This window comes from Mesorhizobium silamurunense, from assembly GCF_014843825.1.
Taxonomy (GTDB): Bacteria; Pseudomonadota; Alphaproteobacteria; order Rhizobiales; family Rhizobiaceae; genus Mesorhizobium; species Mesorhizobium silamurunense.
In genome coordinates, this window is sequence record NZ_JHQR01000124.1 from 93,526 (window position 1) to 109,408 (window position 15,883).

Genomic DNA, 15,883 nt, shown 5'->3' on the forward strand with positions numbered 1-15,883 from the left:
GCTTCGGCCGTGGCCGGCTTTTTCAGCCGTGCCAAGTCTGGTACCAGCGGGCCGGTTTACTGGCAGCATCGAGGCCGACATGCAGTTCATCGATCTTGGCGCGCAGCGCGAACGAATCCGCGACCGGCTCAAGGCCGCGATCGACAAGGTGGTCGAAGACGGCCGTTACATCCTCGGGCCCCAGGTCACCGAATTCGAGAACAAGCTCGCGGCTTACGTCGGCGTCAAGCATGTGGTGGCCTGTGCCAACGGCACCGATGCGCTGCTTCTGCCGCTGTTTGCGGCCGGCATCGGCCCGGGCGACGCCGTGTTCGTGCCGAGCTTCACCTTCGCCGCGACGGCCGAAGTGGTGGCGCTCGCCAAGGCCGAGCCTGTCTTCGTCGACGTCGATCCCGACACCTACAATATCGACATCGCCAGCCTCGAGGCGGCGATCGACATGATCAAGAAGGAAGGCCGGCTGAAGCCGAAGGCGATCATCCCGGTCGACCTGTTCGGGCTTGCCGCCGATTATCAGGCTATCATGGCGATCGCCAAGCGCGAGAACCTGCTGGTGATCGAGGATGCCGCCCAGTCGATGGGCGGCTCCGCCGACGGCACGATGTGCGGCGGCTTCGGCCATGTCGGCTCGACCAGCTTCTATCCGGCGAAGCCCCTCGGCTGCTACGGTGACGGCGGCGCGATGTTCACCAATGATGCTGCGCTGGCCGACAAGCTGCGCTCCTTCGCTTTCCACGGCAAGGGCGAGACCCAGTACGACAACATCCGCGTCGGCATCAATTCGCGCCTCGACACGCTGCAGGCGGCGATCCTGATCGAGAAGCTCGCCATTCTCGAGGAGGAGATGGTGGCGCGGCAAGCGGTCGCCGACCGCTATGCCAAAGGGCTTGGCGACATCGTCAAGGCATCGGGCAATCTGGGCCACGGCCGCTCGGCCTGGGCGCAGTACGCCATCGAGACGCCGAAGCGGGACGGGCTGAAGGGCCATCTCGGCGAAAAAGGCATCCCGTCGGTCATCTATTATGTGAAGCCGCTGCACGAACAGGTCGCCTATCGCGACTATCCGCGCACGCCGACCGGCCTCGCCGTTTCGGAAAAGCTGCCGAAGCAGATCCTTTGCCTGCCGATGCACGCCTATCTGAGCGAATCCGACCAGGACCGGATCATCGAGACGATCCGCAACTATATCGGCTCGAACTCGGCGCGCGTCGCGGCGGCTTGATAATCTCTTCCCTTGAGGGGGAAATCACGCGCTCGCGCTCTTCCCCGTCGCAATGAAATGCGGGTTGGCGAAATCCGAGTCGCTTAACTGGTTGCGCTTGCCGTAGACCAGCGGCTGGCCGTCCAGCGTGCGGGTCATGCCGCCGGCGGCGCGCAGCACCGCATCGCCGGCCGCCGTGTCCCATTCCATGGTGCGGCCGAAGCGCGGGTAGATGTCCGCCTCGGCGGCGGCGAGCAGGCAGAATTTCAGCGACGAGCCGATCGAGACGATCTCGGCGGCGCCGAGATCGCGGATAAAGGCGTCCGTCTCCGGCGTGTTGTGCGAGCGGCTGGCGACGACCGCAAGCGGCATGCCCCCTGCCCGTACGGAAATCGGCCGGCGGCCGACAATGCGATAGTCGTTATCCACTTCGATGGATTCCGCGTTGCCCGGCCGGCCGGAGAAAAAACGCCCGGTGCAGGGCGCGAAGACGACGCCGACTTCCGGCACGCCATGGCGCACCAGCGCGATGTTGACAGTGAAATCGGTGCGGCGGTTGACGAATTCCTTGGTGCCGTCGAGCGGATCGATGAGGAAGAAGGCGCCTTCGAGGTCGGGCGTGGCAATGCCTGCCGCCACCTCCTCCTCGGCCACGCAAGGAATGTCCGGATAAGCGGAGCGCAGGCCGGCGAGGATGATCTTCTCGCTTTCGCGATCGGCTTCGGTCACCGGCGAAGAGTCGGACTTCTTGTCGACCGCGCAGCCCTCCTGGAAGACGCGCATCACCTCGCGCCCAGCGTCTAACGCCAAGCGCTCGAAGACCCTGAGCATCGCCTTGTCGTCAGATACCGCCGCCATTGTCATACTGCTCTTCGGCAATGTCGCGCTCGTTCAGCCAGTGTTCCAGGGCTTCCGCCATCTCCTGCGGGCTCCTGCCGAGAGTCTCGAGATGGATTTCGGCATTCTCCGGCGCCTCATAGGGAGAATCGACGCCGGTGAAATTCTTGATCTCGCCGCTCAATGCACGCGCGTAAAGGCCCTTCGGGTCGCGACGGGCGCATTCCTCGAAGGGCGTATCGACGAACACCTCGACGAATTCGCCCTCGCCCATCAGCTCGCGCGCCATGCGCCGCTCGGCGCTGAAGGGCGAGATGAAGGAGACGATGACGATCAGGCCGGCATCGGCCATCAGCTTGGCCACTTCGGCGACGCGGCGGATGTTTTCGACGCGATCCGCGTCGGTGAAGCCGAGATCGCGATTGAGGCCGTGGCGGACATTGTCGCCGTCGAGGATGTAGGTGTGGCGGCCGGACGCGAACAACTTCCTCTCGAAGAGATTTGCGATGGTCGACTTGCCCGAGCCGGACAGGCCGGTGAACCAGAACACCGCCGGGCGCTGGTTCTTCAGGTCGGAGCGGCCGCGCTTGCCGACATCGAGCGATTGCCAGTGGATGTTTTCGGCGCGGCGCAGCGAATGCAGGATCATGCCGGCGCCGACGGTGGCGTTGCTGATGCGGTCGATCAGGATGAAGGCGCCGGTCGTGCGGTTTTCGGCGAAAGGATCGAAGGCGATCGGCGCCCGCGTCGACAGATTGCAGACCCCGACCTCGTTGAGGTCGAGCGACTTCGCCGCCTCATGCGCGAAATCGTTGACGTTGACCCGGTATTTCAAATCGGTGACGGTCGCGCTCACCTGGTCGGTTTCGGTGCGCAGGATATAGGAGCGGCCGGGCAGCAGCGCCTGCTCGTCGAACCAGACGATGTTGGCGGCGAACTGGTCGGCAACCTGCGGACGTGCGTCTGGCGAGACCAGCATGTTGCCGCGCGAAACCTCGACCTCGTCCTCCAGGACGAGCGTGATGGCCTGGCCGGCAATCGCCTGCTCAAGATCCCCGCCATGCGCGACGATGCGCTTGACGCGGGAGGCCCTGCCGGACTTGGCAACGACGACCTCGTCGCCCTGCGAAATTGTACCCGAGGCAATGGTGCCGGCAAAGCCGCGGAAATCGAGGTTCGGCCGGTTTACATACTGCACCGGGAAGCGGAACGGCAGTTCGACGGCGGCCTCGTCGACCGACACGGTTTCCAGGTGCTCGATCAGCGACGGCCCGGAATACCAGGCCGTGCGCTCCGACTGGCTGGTGACGTTGTCGCCAAAACGCGCCGACATCGGGATCGGCATGATGCTTGCGAAGCCCAGCCCTTTCGCGAAGTCGGTGTAATCCGCCACGATGCTGTCGAAGACGGTCTTGTCGAAGCCGACGAGATCGATCTTGTTGACGGCAAGCACGATGTGGCGGATGCCGAGCAGCGAGGCGATGATCGAATGGCGCCTGGTCTGGCGCAGCACGCCCTGGCGCGCATCGATCAGCACGATGGCGAGATCGGCGGTCGAGGCGCCGGTTGCCATGTTACGCGTGTACTGCTCGTGGCCGGGCGTGTCGGCGACGATGAACTTGCGCTTTGGCGTGGCGAAGAAGCGATAGGCGACGTCGATGGTGATGCCCTGCTCGCGCTCGGCCTCCAGCCCGTCGACGAGCAGCGCGAAGTCAACATCGTCGCCGGTGGTGCCGTGCTTGCGGGAGTCTCTCTCCAGCGCGGCGAGCTGATCCTCGAAAATCTGCTTGGTGTCGGAAAGCAGCCGGCCGATCAGCGTCGACTTGCCGTCGTCGACCGAGCCGCAGGTGAGGAAGCGCAGCAGCGACTTCTTCTCCTGCGCGGCCATGTAGTCGCGGATCGAGTCGGTCGGGGCGAGGCTCTTGGCCAAGATGTGGCGCATGCTCAGAAATACCCCTCGCGCTTCTTCTTTTCCATGGAGCCTGCCTCGTCGCGATCGATGAGGCGGCCCTGGCGTTCGGAGGTGCGGGCTGTCAGCATCTCACCGACGATGGCCTCCAAAGTGTCGGCATCCGATTCGATGGCGCCCGTCAGCGGATAGCAGCCCAGCGTGCGGAAACGCACAAGACGGTTTTCGACCGTCTCCCCCGGGCGCAGTTGCATGCGATCGTCATCCTTCATGATGAGCATGCCGTCGCGTTCGACAACCGGCCGTTCCTTGGCGAAATAAAGCGGCACGATCGGGATATTCTCCTGCAAAATATACTGCCAGATGTCGAGCTCGGTCCAGTTCGACAACGGGAAGACGCGGATCGATTCACCCGGCGCGATGCGGGTGTTGAAGATTTTCCACATTTCCGGCCGCTGGTTCTTCGGGTCCCAGGCATGCTGCGCGTTGCGGAAGGAAAAGATACGCTCCTTGGCGCGCGACTTCTCCTCGTCACGGCGGGCGCCGCCGAAGGCCGCGTCGAAGCCGTATTTGTCGAGCGCCTGGCGCAGGGCCACCGTCTTCATCACATGGGTGTGGGTGTTGGAGCCGTGATCGAACGGGTTGATGTTGTCGCGCACGCCGTCCTCGTTGACATGGACGAGCAGGTCGAAGCCAAGCTTCTGCGCCATCTGATCGCGAAAGGCGATCATCTCGCGAAACTTCCAGGTCGTGTCGACATGCAGGAAGGGAAAAGGCGGCTTGGCGGGATAGAAGGCCTTCATCGCCAGATGCATCAGCACCGACGAGTCCTTGCCGACCGAATAGAGCATCACCGGCTTGGAGAAAGAGGCCGCAACCTCACGGAAGATGTGGATGGATTCGGCCTCAAGCCGCTGCAGATGGGTGAGCGCGATGTTCATGGACTGTTGAGCGTTCTTTCGTGCCGGCCAGAACCTTGCTGCAGGCGATTGGCGCGGTTTTCCTCAAACAGCCCGTCAAGCCCTGGACATTCTGGCGGGCGTTCTAGCAGATCGTCATTGTCCATAACAATGCAAGACGCGCGCCGAGCACTGCGGTTCGGGAATGAATTTTCCAAGTAAGCCAGATAAGACGGAAAATCCTCCCAGACAAGCTGAGCAATAGAGAGACGCCGAACAAACCTATTGCCTCGATCGGCTAGATTGACTTTTCCAACGGCTTTCGACCACGTCGGCGATTTTTGACTGAACATCCTTCGGCCGCCCTATCGGAGATCGGAGCCAGACGCTATACCGGCGCGGGAAACGGGGCGAGGCGCGACAGAACGGGGTCGAGGGCAACTGCCACCGCCGCGGGTCTGCGCACAACCTGGAAGATTGCGAAGCAAGGCATTGAACCCGTTTACATCGCTCCGGCGCCACCTCACGCCGACACAGATCAACATCTACTTCTCGATCATCTGCTTCTTCTCACCGCCTGTGCTGGGATCGGTGGTGAGCTTCGTCTTCAACGGCGGCGGGCTGTGGTCCGTTTTCCTGCTCGCCTTCAGGCGGCGGCGATTCAACATCGACGGGCCGATGCTCGCCATGACGGTGGCGATCTATGCCTATTGCGTGGCCATGGTTCTTGCCTCGATCGTCAACGGTGCGCTCGGGGCGGATTTGAAATATTTCCTGGCGCTGATCACCTTGCTGTTTTTCCCGGTCTCCTATTCGACCTGGAGCATCACGGACAAGATCACCCTTGCGCGCATCGCCGTGCTTGCAAGCGCCGCGGCCTGTTGTGGCGCGCTGGCGCTCGGCGTCTTCCAGTATAGCTGGGTCGGTACGCGGGCCGAGGGCGGCGCCGGAAATGCGATCGTGTTCGCGACGGTCACGTGCCTTGCCGTCATGACGTGCCTTGCCGGCGCGCTCTCGGGGATCGTGAAGGGCTGGAAGCCGCTGGCCGGCGCCGCACTCGCTGGGGTGGTGGCGATCCTTCTTTCTGGATCGCGCATCATCTGGCTTGCCCTGCCGATCGCCGCTATCGCCGTCCTGCTGATCAACCGCCGCAGGTTCGCCAGCGCCAATCCGATGCGTCTGGCGCTGATCGCGGGCGCGGCCTGCCTGGTGGTCGCGGCCATCGGCTTCCCTGTCATCATGGACCGCACCGATTTCCTCTTCAGCGACTGGGACGCGCTCACCACCAAGGGCGACCACTCGACGGCGCTCGGCCTGCGCGTGGCAATGTGGGAGATCGGGGTCGGCGCATTTCGCGAGATGCCGATTTTCGGCCATGGCATCTCGGCCAGCCGCGCGCTGATGAAACAGAGTTTTCACGATCAATTCGGCATGGACGCAGGTTACAACCATTATCACAACGGCTTTCTGACCGCGGCGGTGCAGGCCGGTTTGTTGGGGGTGTTGGCCCTGGGGGCGATCTTCGTCGTCGCGGCCCGGAACGCGGCAAGGGTGCTGCGCCTCAGCGCCGACCCGGTGGAGCGGTTTGGTGCGACAATGATCGTTATCACCGTCATCACCTATCTCATTGGCGGGCTGACCGGCATCGTGGTCGGCCAGGACCTTCTCGATTCGACGCTGATGGTGTTCCTGGTTTCCGGAACCTATCTGGCTTGCGGACGAACGGTACCGCAGGTCGACAAGAGCGCCGCCATTCCTTCGGCCGCCGGTCGGCGATCATGAAGATCCTGGTCACCGGCGCGACGGGGTTGATCGGTCGCCAGGTGACCGGCCGGCTGCGTCAGGCCGGATTCGACATACGCATTGCTTCCCGCCGGCCAGAAAGACTGCCGGCTGTTGGCGAGGTCCTTGCGCTGCCCGGCGCCGATGCGTCGGACGAGGCCTTCCTGGCGCTGATGCGCGAGGTGACGCATGTCGTCCACTGCGCGGCGCTGAACAATGACCGGGAGGCCGGCGAAGCCGACTACCAGGCCGTCAATGCGACGTTGACCGGGCGGCTGGCCAAGGCAGCGGCCGCAGGCGCTGGCGGGCGCTTCATCTACCTATCCTCGATCCGCGCCGTGGCCGGTCCCGGCTTCAGCGGCACGATCGACGAGGCGACGCCCCCTGCCCCGCAATGCGCCTACGGGCGCTCCAAACGCGAAGGCGAGATCAGGATGCTCGTGGCTTACGCCGGACGCCCGGATGCCACAGCGCTGCGCCTGCCGCCCGTCTATGGCGAGGGCATGAGGGGCAACATGGCGTCACTGATGCGGCTTGCCGACAACGCCCTGCCGCTGCCGGCCGGCGCGCTGGCAGGTATGCGGTCGCTGGTCTCGTCCGAGACGGCGGCAGATGCGGTGCTGCACCTTCTGATCCGTCCGGGACCGCTTCATCCGGCCTATGTCGCGGGCAACGCCGCCCCGCTTTCGCTGTCCGAAATCATCGCAGCGTTCCGGCGGGGTTTCGGTCGTCCGCCGCGCCTTTTTCCGATGCCTGCGACGCCGCTCCGGCTGGCGGCAACGCTGCTCGGCAGGCAGGCGTCATGGCAAGCCTTGACCGCGACCCAGATCTGCGATTCGTCGCTGCTGGCATCCGAAGGCTGGACGCCGGAAACCGATACGCTCGACCAGCTTCGCGAGCTCGCCCGTCATGCCGTTCGGGCCGGGTAGAGCGTAGCCAGCAGTATTCTGACATCGTGGCCGATCGAAGCGGCCTTGAGATAGGCGGCATCGGTCTCGGCGCAGAGCTTGGGGTCGGACATGTCGATACCCTTGATTTGCGCCAATCCGGTCATGCCCGGCAGCGCCGCCAGCACGCCCAGCCGCTGCCGGTGTCCGATCAGCTCCGTCTGCGTCGGCAGGCATGGACGGGGCCCGACAAGGCTCATCTCGCCCTCGAGCACGTTCCAAAGTTGCGGCAGTTCGTCGATCTTGGTCGCGCGCAGCACCTTGCCGACCGCGGTGACCGAGCCGGCAGGCGCCTCGTGGGTGGGCAGGGAGGGGGTGTCCCGATGCATCGTGCGCAGCTTGTAGCAGCTAAAGAGAGCGCCCTCCCGCCCGACACGCGGCTGCGAAAAAACGGCCGGCCCGGGCGATGTCGCCCTGATCGCCAGCATGGCGACCAGCACAATCGGCGACGTCAGCGCCAGCATCACGGCCGCGATAATCAGGTCGAAAGCTCGTTTTGGCGTCACGGCTCAGATCCGCTGCCAGAGAAAGGCGAGGTAGAGCCCGAGCGTTCCCATGAGGGTCTGCCGGTAGACACCACTTTTGCCGAGCAGGCGGAAGCGCCTGAAAGCGCTGCCCTTGCGCGCCATGATGAACAGGCGAAGGCAAAGTGCCGCTTCGCGCGTGACGAGGTCGCGGTTGACGGCAAGGCCCCTTAGATTGCTGTCGGTCCAGCTGGCGAACTGGCCCTGGAACAGTCGCCCGAGCCTTGAAAGCCTCGCCTTCCACGAGACATTGGCGCCGACCAGGTTTGCCGCATGCTGCCGATACCTGACCAACGGCCGCGGCTCGTAGCGGACCTTGCCGCCGGCGGCGGTGACGATGAGATAGGCCCACCAGTCATGGCTGACGAATTCGGTTCTTGCCGAGGCCTTCGCCAGAAGGTCGCGAGCCGCGCGGTTGAAGAGCATGGTGTTGCCGCCGGCGATGCTCTGCACCAGCGCGTTGCGGAAGGACGGCGGGCGGCGGAACAGCGGCGAATGGCCGGCCGGGACGCCGGTCTCGGAGATGGTCGCCGTGCGCGAGCAGAACAGGAGCGGCGTTGCCATATCCTCTCCCTCCATCCAGCGAATGGCGCTCTCCAGCCGATCCGGCTCCCAGACATCGTCCTGGTCGCAAAAGGCGTAGTAATCGGCATCGATGCGCTGATCGATGATCATCGAGCGGAAATTGGCGGCGAAGCCCTTTTGCGGACCCGGCACCAGCGTAAGGGAACCCTTGTTCCAGCGTGACCGCCACGCCTCGACGATTGCGAGCGTGGTGTCCGTCGAGCCGTCGTCGGAGACCCATAGATCGACGTGAGGCCAGGATTGCGCGAGCAAGGATTCCATTTGCTCGCCGATATATGCCGCGCCGTCCCTCGTGCCCATGAGAACGGCCACGCGCTGATCTTTTCCGGTCACGGTCTCAAAACCCGCAGGGCATTCGAACAAGCTTCAATAGCCAAATTGCGGACGGACAGCACAGGCCTAAAGCGCATAGTGCGCCTTAGGTTTTTGATTTTACGCATGTCTTTATCCCGAAACCGGTTCCCACTTTCGGGAGACATGCTTAACCGATCTGCCCGGCCGTTTTCGGCACCGCCCGCTCGGGGGCGCCGCCAATGTTTTCCTCCGCCCGGTAGAGCGCGGCCAGGATCGCGAGCGCCGCGGCCTTGTCCTGGTCTCGCATCGCGGCCACCAGCGCCGGCAGCGCGGCCTCGATCCTCGGCCATTCCACGACATCGCTCCTGAGGCCGAAGAGCTTGGCGATGTCGAGCTTGACGACCTCTTCATTCTCGCCATGCAGCGTCTCGTGCAGCTTCTCGCCGGGCCTGATGCCGGTGAAGCGGATCGGAATGTCCGTATAGGGGCTCTTGCCGGCCATGCGGATCATGGTTTCGGCGACTTCGAGGATCGGCACGGGCTTGCCCATATCGAGCATGTAGATGGCGTAGTCGTCGCTGCCCTGGCGCTGCTCGGCATCGGCGGCCGACATGATGACGAGGTCGACCGCTTCAGCCACCGTCATGAAATAGCGCGTCATGCGCCGGTCGGTGATGGTGACCGGCCCGCCGGCCTCGATCTGCGCCTGGAAGATGGTCGCCACCGAGCCGTTGGAGCCGAAGACGTTACCGAAGCGCACGGCGATGAATTTGGTGCCTGGGACGCCGGCATGGTGACCGTTCAGCCCGCCGGCATGGAAAGGCAGCGGCGCGGCATGGGTTTCATGCAGCGAGGAGACGATCTGCTCGGCCGCCCGCTTGGTGACGCCGAGCACCGAGCTCGGGTCGACGGCCTTGTCGCTGGAAATCAGCAGGAACTGCGGCACCCCGCATTCGGCGGCGACCTCGGCGCAGGCGAGCGTGCCGAAGACATTCGTCTCGATCGCCGCTTCCCAGTTTTCTTCCAGCAGCGGCACGTGCTTGAGCGCCGCGGCGTGAAAGATGATCGAGGGTTTGAACTCGCTGACGAGGCGCATCACGTGAGGCCGGTCGGTGACGTCGACGATGCGGCTGGCCAGCCGGTCGCGGTCTCTTTCCTCGATCAGCTGATCGAGCTGGAAGATGCCGAATTCGGAATTGTCGGCCACCAGCACCGCCTCGGCGCCGAGCTCCAACGAGCGCTTCACCAGGACACGGCCGATGGAGCCGGCGCCGCCGGTGACCAGCACGCGCTTGCCGCCGACGAAGGCGCCGATACGCGCCGTGTCGGTGGCGACTGCCGAACGGCGCATGATGGTTTCCATCTCGACCGCATCGAGAACCAGCTTGCCGCCCTGCCCCAGTTCCGAAAGGCCGGAAAACTGGACGACGGCGATGCCGCTGTGGCGGGCGACGCGCACCAGCTCGGCATAATCCTCGATCTCGCGCTCGACCCCTTTGCCGAAGATCAAGAGGTCGAGGTTTTCCGTGCCGTTGACATATTCTTCCAGCACCTCCACCAGGCGCGGCCTGAGCGCCACGACCGGAACGCCCTGGATCTGGGTGCCGAGCGGCGCGTCGCTCTCGGTCGCCATTATGCCGGCGATGGCGTATTCGGCCGGTACGGCCGTGCGGGTGAAGCGGACGATCACGTCGGCCTCGCTCAGCCGGCCGATGAACAGCGCCTGCTTGATCGGCTCGTCGCCGGGAGCCCGGCGCAGGATGCGCCAGGACGCGCCGTCGCGGAGGAAGCGGTAGTAAAGCCTGGGTGCCGAAATGATGGTGAAGGAGACCAGGAAGAAGACGATGAACTGGCGCTCGTTGAGGCCGGCGACCGGCTGAAAAAAGGAGCGGAAGGCAACCGCGGCCAAATAGAGGAACACCGTCAGGCTGCCGCAGCCCTTGAGGATGTTGAAGAAGTCGGGCGTGGAGGCAAAGCGCCATACGGTGTTGTAGAGGCCGCTATAGCGAAACAGCACATGGGCGGCGAGCACGATGGCCGCCCAGCAGGCAAGCCCGCCAGAAGAGAACGCGTCGAAGGAAAGCCGCGACTGCGACAGGGTGAGGCTAAGCGCCACCGAAGCCAGGACCATGACAAGGTCCTGGACCATGATGATGGCGCGCCGCATCTTCGGTCGGATGCCCGATACGGCTTCTACATATGCGGTCATTGGGTAGTACTGAACTCCAGGCGTGGGAATATGACTACCAGAACGGCGCCGGATCGACCATCGTCGTCCGCCGCCACTCCAGATTGCAAATCCCCAACCCCGTCACCCGTTATCGCATTAGCGCGGAGTTGGGGGCATCGCCAGAGGTTTTTTGGCGTGTGATGTCGTTAAAGACTGGAGTGGGGCGCCCGCGCGTCACCCTGCGGCCCTCCGACCGTGGAAATGATCGCCGAGAGCTTGTCCGTCTTCCCCCAGAAGGCCAGCGGCTCATAGTCCGGATATGGATAATGGCCAAGGTTGAGTTCTATCTTCCAGCCGTTTTCACGAATCCAGGTCTCGACCAGCCTGCGAACCGAAACAGGTTTTCCGGAGCAGATGTTGATTGCGCCAATATCCTGCCCCAGAGTGGCAAGTGTAGTAAGAAACTCCGCAACGATCGTTACCGGCAGATAGTCGCGCAACTGCTCTCCTCCCGACATGTCGAAGACTTCTCTTCCTTCCATCACCGCTTGGCGCAATTGAGAAAGAAGCGAGTTAGAGGACTGTCCGTCGCCATACAAGTAAAACAGCCTTGCCCAAACAAGATTAAAATCATGTTTCTTAGAAAGAAATTGCAGTTGCTTATACAAAGCGTTCTTGGAGAATCCATAGCAATTGCTTGGCAGGCATACGTGATCCTCGCCAAGAGCTCCAGATTGCATACCATACTCAAAGCACGTGCCTGTTACAGCCAGCGTAGGCAATCCAGTTTTTACAAGTCGAGCAAGGAATGAATATTGTGCAGGGAGCTCTTTCTCAAAATGGTGCAGCGAATGATAGTTCGGCAATCCGCCCCATGCGAGGTGGATAAGTACATCCGGCGAACCCAGGTCCGGCCAGTCCGGCTCGTCGTGGTCGCCTATGGCGATCTCCCGGACTTCCGTTCCCATATGCAGGAATCGATCCGGCAGACGTGACGCGTTGCGCACGCAGACTGTCGTTTCATGACCCCGCCGGCGCAGTTCGGCCAGGACATGGCGTCCAATGAAGCCTGTCGCGCCCGTCACCGCGACGCGCATCAGAATACCTTGAGTTCGGGTATGGACGTCACAAAGCTGGCGCCCCATTCGCGAGCGTATGCGAGTTGGGCGGCGATCTCTTCAGACAGGTTCCATGGAAGGATGATAATATAGTCCGGCTTCTCGTCGCGGATCTTTTCCTCGCCGGCTATCGGAATTCGGCTTCCGGGCATGAACTTCCCCTGTTTGGCAGGATTGAGATCCACCACAACGCTTATCAGATCCGGGCGGACACCGGCATAGTTGAGGAACGTGTTGCCCTTCGCGGCGGCACCGTAGGCAACCACCTTTTTACCGTCGTTGCGCGCCGCCAGCAAAAACGAAACGAGCGCATTCTTTGCCTTATCGGTTCTTCGCTGGAAGCCCGCATAGCCTTCACGGGAAGACAGGCCTGCCGATGCCTCACGCTCCAGCATCGCTGCTACGGAGGCATTTTTCTCTCGCGACCCGGTGTCTTTCCTCTGCGCGAACACACGAAGACTGCCGCCGTGGGTCGGCAATTCCTCGACGTCGAAGACCGACAGACCGTTCGCATCGAATATCTGATTCACGGCGGTCAAGGACAGATAAGAGAAATGCTCATGGTAGATCGTGTCGAACTGGACCAGATCACGCAGATTGAGCAGGGAAGGAAATTCGAAGGTGGAAACGCCATCCGGCTTCAGAATGCTTGCAAACCCCTTCACGAAATCATTGATGTCCGGCACATGGGCGAGCACATTGTTCGCAGCCGTGAGGTCAGCGCCCCGGCCCTCGGCCATCAACTTCTCGCCAAGCGCCTCACCGAAAAACGACTGGACGATCTCAATCCCCTTTTCGCGAGCTGCCCTGGCGGTGCTTTCGGTCGGTTCGATGCCCAGGCATGGAATTCCGGCCGCTTTGAAATATTGCAGCAGATAGCCGTCATTGGCCGCCACTTCTACCACGTGGCTCGCGGCATCGAGGCCGAACCGCTCGGTCATGGCCTCGCAATAGCGTTTGGAATGCCTGAGCCATGAAGCTGAAAAGCTGGAAAAATACGCATACTCATGGTCAAATAATTCGTCAAACCTGGCAAAATCCTCTGTCTGCACCAGCCAGCACTGGGTGCAGACGAGAACGCGAAGCGGAAACCATTTTTCAGGACCGCGCATCGCCTCTGCCGTCAGATATGCATTCGAAGGGGGCGCGCTGCCCAGGTCAACGAAGCTCTGCGTTACCGGCGCTCGGCAGTGTCTACAAATCATATTTCCAAGCCTTCGAATGCGCTTGTGATGAAAGGATGGGATTCGTCTCGAGTGGAACGCTCGGTGATGGCCATCGGCCATTCGATCCCGAACGCCGGATCAAGCATGTTGACGGCGCCCTCCGCCTCGGCGGAATAGGAAGCCGTGTGAAAATAAAGCATCTCGCAATCACTGCAGAGCGTCTGGAAGCCATGAGCGAAGCCTTCAGGGATGTGAAGGCTGCTGTGATTGTCGGCGCTTAAAACAGTGCCATACCATTTGCCAAACGTGGCGGAGCCCTTACGAAGATCAACGGCAACATCAAAGACCTCTCCGCGCAAGCAAGACACAATCTTGGTCTCTTGAAAGGCCTGGCGCTGAAAGTGCATGCCGCGGGCTGCGCCGGCGTTCCTTGTCAGCGTGTGATTGATCTGGGCAATCTTGCGGCCGTCGAGGAATGGGGCGAGTTCCGAGCTGCAGAACAAGCGTTCCAGGTAGCCGCGGTGGTCGCTTAGCACATTCCGCCTGATCACCAGGAGCCCGGCAAGGGGCGTTTGCTCAACCGACAGCCGCGCGCTCATGAGACAGTGGTATCCAGATAACCGCGGATCTGCTCCCGGCACAATTCAGCCATGTCCTCGCCACGCGCCCAGGACTCATGCCATCGAACCGTCTCTTCCAGCGCGCGGCGGAGCCTCCAGCGCGGCCGCCAGTTCAATCTGGCGCGTGCCTTCGAACTCGACAATGCCAGCATATTCGCCTCATGCGGACGCTCGCCGTCGAAAATCTCCCAGCGTATCTGCGGGCGCAAGGCCTGCAGCGTCTCGACGATCCAACGCACCGGCTTGGCATCATCCTCGTCAGGCCCGAAATTCCAGCCTTCCGCGAAGCCGACGCCGTCGCGCCACAACGCTTCGGCGATCAACAGATAGCCCGACAACGGTTCGAGCACGTGTTGCCATGGCCGCGTTGCTTCCGGCGAACGGATGACGAGCTTTTCATTTCGGTCGATGGCCCGCAGGAAGTCCGGCACCAATCTGTCGGCCGACCAATCGCCGCCGCCTATCACGTTGCCCGCGCGGGCAGATGCGACGCCCACGCCGGCAGCCGCGAGGAACGAACGGCGATATGCTGCGGTCACAAGTTCGGAACAGCCCTTGCTGCTCGAATATGGGTCATGGCCCCCCATCGCCTCGTCCTCGCGATAAGCCCAAACCCATTCGCGGTTCTCGTAGCATTTGTCTGTCGTGACATTGACGACCACCCTGACCGACGATGCGTGTCGCACAGCCTCCAGGAGATGCGCCGTGCCCATCACGTTCGTTGCATAGGTCGCAAGCGGATCGGCATAAGAGAGGCGCACAAGCGGTTGAGCCGCCAGGTGCAGCACGATCTCGGGCGCCGCGGACAAAACAGCCTCACGCAGCTTGGCAGCGTCGCGGATGTCGCAGCGCAGGTCTGCTTCAAGAAACCTGTTCACTCCGGCGACGCCGTAGAGCGACGGATCGCCGGATGGGTCCAACGAAAGGCCCGTGACCTTCGCGCCCATTGCCGAAAGCCACATGCAAATCCAACCGCCCTTGAAGCCGGTATGGCCCGTTACAAGGACACGCTTGCCGAACCAGAAGTCGGCGCTGGGTTTTGCGTCGGCGGTCATTGCCACACCCGCCATGGCGCTTTCCCGCTCGCCCACAAGGCCTCGAGCTGATTGCGATCACGCAAGGTGTCCATGGGTTGCCAGAAGCCTTCGTGGCGCCAGGCAACCAGCTGGCCGTCGGAAGCAAGGGTCTCGAGCGGCTCCCGTTCCCAAACCGTGGCATCGCCGGAGATTCGGTCGATGACCTGCGGCTCCAACACAAAGAAACCGGCGTTGATCACCCCACCATCTGCCTTCGGCTTTTCCTGAAATGACCGCACGTCGTGGCCATCCAGATTCAGCGCCCCAAATCGGCCAGGCGGTGCCGCCGCGGTAAGCGTCGCCAGCTTGCCGTGACGACGATGAAACTCGACAGTTGCGGTGATATCGACGTCGCCAACGCCGTCGCCATAGGTGAAACAGAACGTCTCTTCGCCTATGAATTGCCGCACGCGGCGAAGGCGCCCCCCGGTCATGGTTTCATCACCGGTGTCGATAAGCGTTACCTTCCAATCCTCCGCACGACTCTGATGCGTAGTCATTTGATTGTTAGGAATGTCAAATGTCACGTCGCACATATGAAGGAAGTAATTGGCGAAATACTCCTTGATCATATACCCCTTGTAGCCACAGCAAACTATGAACTCATTTATTCCGTGCGCTGAATAGCACTTCATAATATGCCAAAGGATCGGCCTTCCGCCAATTTCAACAAGCGGCTTCGGGCGAATGGACGTCTCTTCCGCCAATCGGGTGCCGAGTCCGCCGGCGAGTATCACCGCTTTCATCATAAGCTC

At 62.3% G+C, this 15,883-nt stretch carries 14 protein-coding genes; 3 read left to right on the forward strand and 11 right to left on the reverse strand.

Going from position 1 to position 15,883, the window contains the following annotated elements; translation table 11 throughout:
• Nucleotides 1-79: 79 nt before the first annotated feature.
• Nucleotides 80-1,222, forward strand: a complete 1,143-nt coding sequence (locus tag DH10_RS14515; RefSeq protein WP_192384887.1) for a DegT/DnrJ/EryC1/StrS family aminotransferase — start codon at nt 80-82, stop codon at nt 1,220-1,222.
• Between the two features lie 24 nt (nt 1,223-1,246).
• On the opposite strand, the gene cysQ is transcribed toward DH10_RS14515, so the two are convergent.
• The 3 genes from cysQ to cysD are packed head-to-tail and all read right to left on the reverse strand — an operon-like array spanning nt 1,247 to nt 4,888.
• Nucleotides 1,247-2,032 (reverse strand): 3'(2'),5'-bisphosphate nucleotidase CysQ, encoded by a 786-nt coding sequence (gene cysQ / locus DH10_RS14520; protein WP_192384914.1) that lies wholly within the window; start codon nt 2,030-2,032, stop codon nt 1,247-1,249.
• Nucleotides 2,033-2,042: 10 nt separating this feature from the next.
• Nucleotides 2,043-3,980: a sulfate adenylyltransferase subunit CysN gene (cysN, locus tag DH10_RS14525; RefSeq protein WP_192384888.1), complete on the reverse strand. Its 1,938-nt coding sequence runs from the start codon at nt 3,978-3,980 to the stop codon at nt 2,043-2,045.
• Nucleotides 3,981-3,982: 2 nt separating this feature from the next.
• The gene (cysD, locus tag DH10_RS14530; protein WP_126101397.1) at nt 3,983-4,888 is read right to left on the reverse strand and encodes a sulfate adenylyltransferase subunit CysD; all 906 of its coding nucleotides are present in this window, start codon (nt 4,886-4,888) and stop codon (nt 3,983-3,985) included.
• A gap of 450 nt (nt 4,889-5,338) precedes the next feature.
• On the opposite strand from cysD, the gene DH10_RS14535 reads away from it, so the two are divergent.
• Both DH10_RS14535 and DH10_RS14540 read left to right on the forward strand, forming a co-directional pair.
• On the forward strand, nt 5,339-6,628 hold the full coding sequence (locus tag DH10_RS14535) for an O-antigen ligase family protein (protein ID WP_192384889.1): 1,290 nt from the start codon (nt 5,339-5,341) through the stop codon (nt 6,626-6,628).
• Nucleotides 6,625-7,557 (forward strand): NAD-dependent epimerase/dehydratase family protein, encoded by a 933-nt coding sequence (locus DH10_RS14540; RefSeq protein ID WP_192384890.1) that lies wholly within the window; start codon nt 6,625-6,627, stop codon nt 7,555-7,557. Before DH10_RS14535 ends, DH10_RS14540 begins: the two co-directional genes overlap by 4 nt.
• On the opposite strand, the gene DH10_RS14545 is transcribed toward DH10_RS14540, so the two are convergent.
• The 8 genes from DH10_RS14545 to rfbF all read right to left on the reverse strand — a co-directional run bounded on the left by DH10_RS14545 (nt 7,536) and on the right by rfbF (nt 15,874).
• Complete coding sequence (locus DH10_RS14545; RefSeq protein WP_343221544.1) at nt 7,536-8,081, reverse strand: sugar transferase; 546 nt, start codon at nt 8,079-8,081, stop codon at nt 7,536-7,538. The genes DH10_RS14540 and DH10_RS14545 overlap by 22 nt on opposite strands.
• A 3-nt stretch (nt 8,082-8,084) precedes the next feature.
• Nucleotides 8,085-8,984 carry a glycosyltransferase family 2 protein gene (locus tag DH10_RS14550; RefSeq protein ID WP_210327792.1) on the reverse strand — a complete coding sequence of 300 codons (900 nt, stop codon included), beginning with the start codon at nt 8,982-8,984 and terminating at the stop codon, nt 8,085-8,087.
• Nucleotides 8,985-9,165: 181 nt separating this feature from the next.
• Nucleotides 9,166-11,187 (reverse strand): UDP-N-acetylglucosamine 4,6-dehydratase, encoded by a 2,022-nt coding sequence (locus tag DH10_RS14555; RefSeq protein ID WP_192384892.1) that lies wholly within the window; start codon nt 11,185-11,187, stop codon nt 9,166-9,168.
• A 167-nt stretch (nt 11,188-11,354) separates the two neighbouring features.
• Nucleotides 11,355-12,245 (reverse strand): NAD-dependent epimerase/dehydratase family protein, encoded by an 891-nt coding sequence (locus DH10_RS14560; RefSeq protein WP_192384893.1) that lies wholly within the window; start codon nt 12,243-12,245, stop codon nt 11,355-11,357.
• Entirely contained in the window at nt 12,245-13,471 is a 1,227-nt protein-coding gene (locus DH10_RS14565) for a class I SAM-dependent methyltransferase (protein WP_192384894.1), read from the reverse strand. The genes DH10_RS14560 and DH10_RS14565 overlap by 1 nt, the downstream gene beginning before the upstream one ends.
• Nucleotides 13,468-14,031 (reverse strand): dTDP-4-dehydrorhamnose 3,5-epimerase family protein, encoded by a 564-nt coding sequence (locus tag DH10_RS14570; RefSeq protein WP_192384895.1) that lies wholly within the window; start codon nt 14,029-14,031, stop codon nt 13,468-13,470. Before DH10_RS14570 ends, DH10_RS14565 begins: the two co-directional genes overlap by 4 nt.
• The gene (gene rfbG, locus DH10_RS14575; RefSeq protein WP_246811553.1) at nt 14,028-15,122 is read right to left on the reverse strand and encodes a CDP-glucose 4,6-dehydratase; all 1,095 of its coding nucleotides are present in this window, start codon (nt 15,120-15,122) and stop codon (nt 14,028-14,030) included. Before rfbG ends, DH10_RS14570 begins: the two co-directional genes overlap by 4 nt.
• Nucleotides 15,104-15,874: a glucose-1-phosphate cytidylyltransferase gene (gene rfbF / locus DH10_RS14580; RefSeq protein ID WP_192384896.1), complete on the reverse strand. Its 771-nt coding sequence runs from the start codon at nt 15,872-15,874 to the stop codon at nt 15,104-15,106. The genes rfbG and rfbF overlap by 19 nt, the downstream gene beginning before the upstream one ends.
• Between the last annotated feature and the right edge of the window lie 9 nt (nt 15,875-15,883).

What these genes read in the sequence shown, in the direction of transcription:
- cysN (WP_192384888.1), bottom strand. Translation starts at nt 3,980, where the DNA reads ATGCGCCACATCTTGGCCAAGAGCCTCGCCCCGACCGACTCGATCCGC.
- rfbG (WP_246811553.1), bottom strand. Translation starts at nt 15,122, where the DNA reads ATGGCGGGTGTGGCAATGACCGCCGACGCAAAACCCAGCGCCGACTTC.
- cysQ (WP_192384914.1), bottom strand. Translation starts at nt 2,032, where the DNA reads ATGCTCAGGGTCTTCGAGCGCTTGGCGTTAGACGCTGGGCGCGAGGTG.
- DH10_RS14570 (WP_192384895.1), bottom strand. Translation starts at nt 14,031, where the DNA reads ATGAGCGCGCGGCTGTCGGTTGAGCAAACGCCCCTTGCCGGGCTCCTG.
- rfbF (WP_192384896.1), bottom strand. Translation starts at nt 15,874, where the DNA reads ATGAAAGCGGTGATACTCGCCGGCGGACTCGGCACCCGATTGGCGGAA.
- DH10_RS14565 (WP_192384894.1), bottom strand. Translation starts at nt 13,471, where the DNA reads ATGATTTGTAGACACTGCCGAGCGCCGGTAACGCAGAGCTTCGTTGAC.
- DH10_RS14560 (WP_192384893.1), bottom strand. Translation starts at nt 12,245, where the DNA reads ATGCGCGTCGCGGTGACGGGCGCGACAGGCTTCATTGGACGCCATGTC.
- DH10_RS14555 (WP_192384892.1), bottom strand. Translation starts at nt 11,187, where the DNA reads ATGACCGCATATGTAGAAGCCGTATCGGGCATCCGACCGAAGATGCGG.
- DH10_RS14515 (WP_192384887.1), top strand. Translation starts at nt 80, where the DNA reads ATGCAGTTCATCGATCTTGGCGCGCAGCGCGAACGAATCCGCGACCGG.
- DH10_RS14540 (WP_192384890.1), top strand. Translation starts at nt 6,625, where the DNA reads ATGAAGATCCTGGTCACCGGCGCGACGGGGTTGATCGGTCGCCAGGTG.
- DH10_RS14550 (WP_210327792.1), bottom strand. Translation starts at nt 8,984, where the DNA reads ATGGGCACGAGGGACGGCGCGGCATATATCGGCGAGCAAATGGAATCC.
- cysD (WP_126101397.1), bottom strand. Translation starts at nt 4,888, where the DNA reads ATGAACATCGCGCTCACCCATCTGCAGCGGCTTGAGGCCGAATCCATC.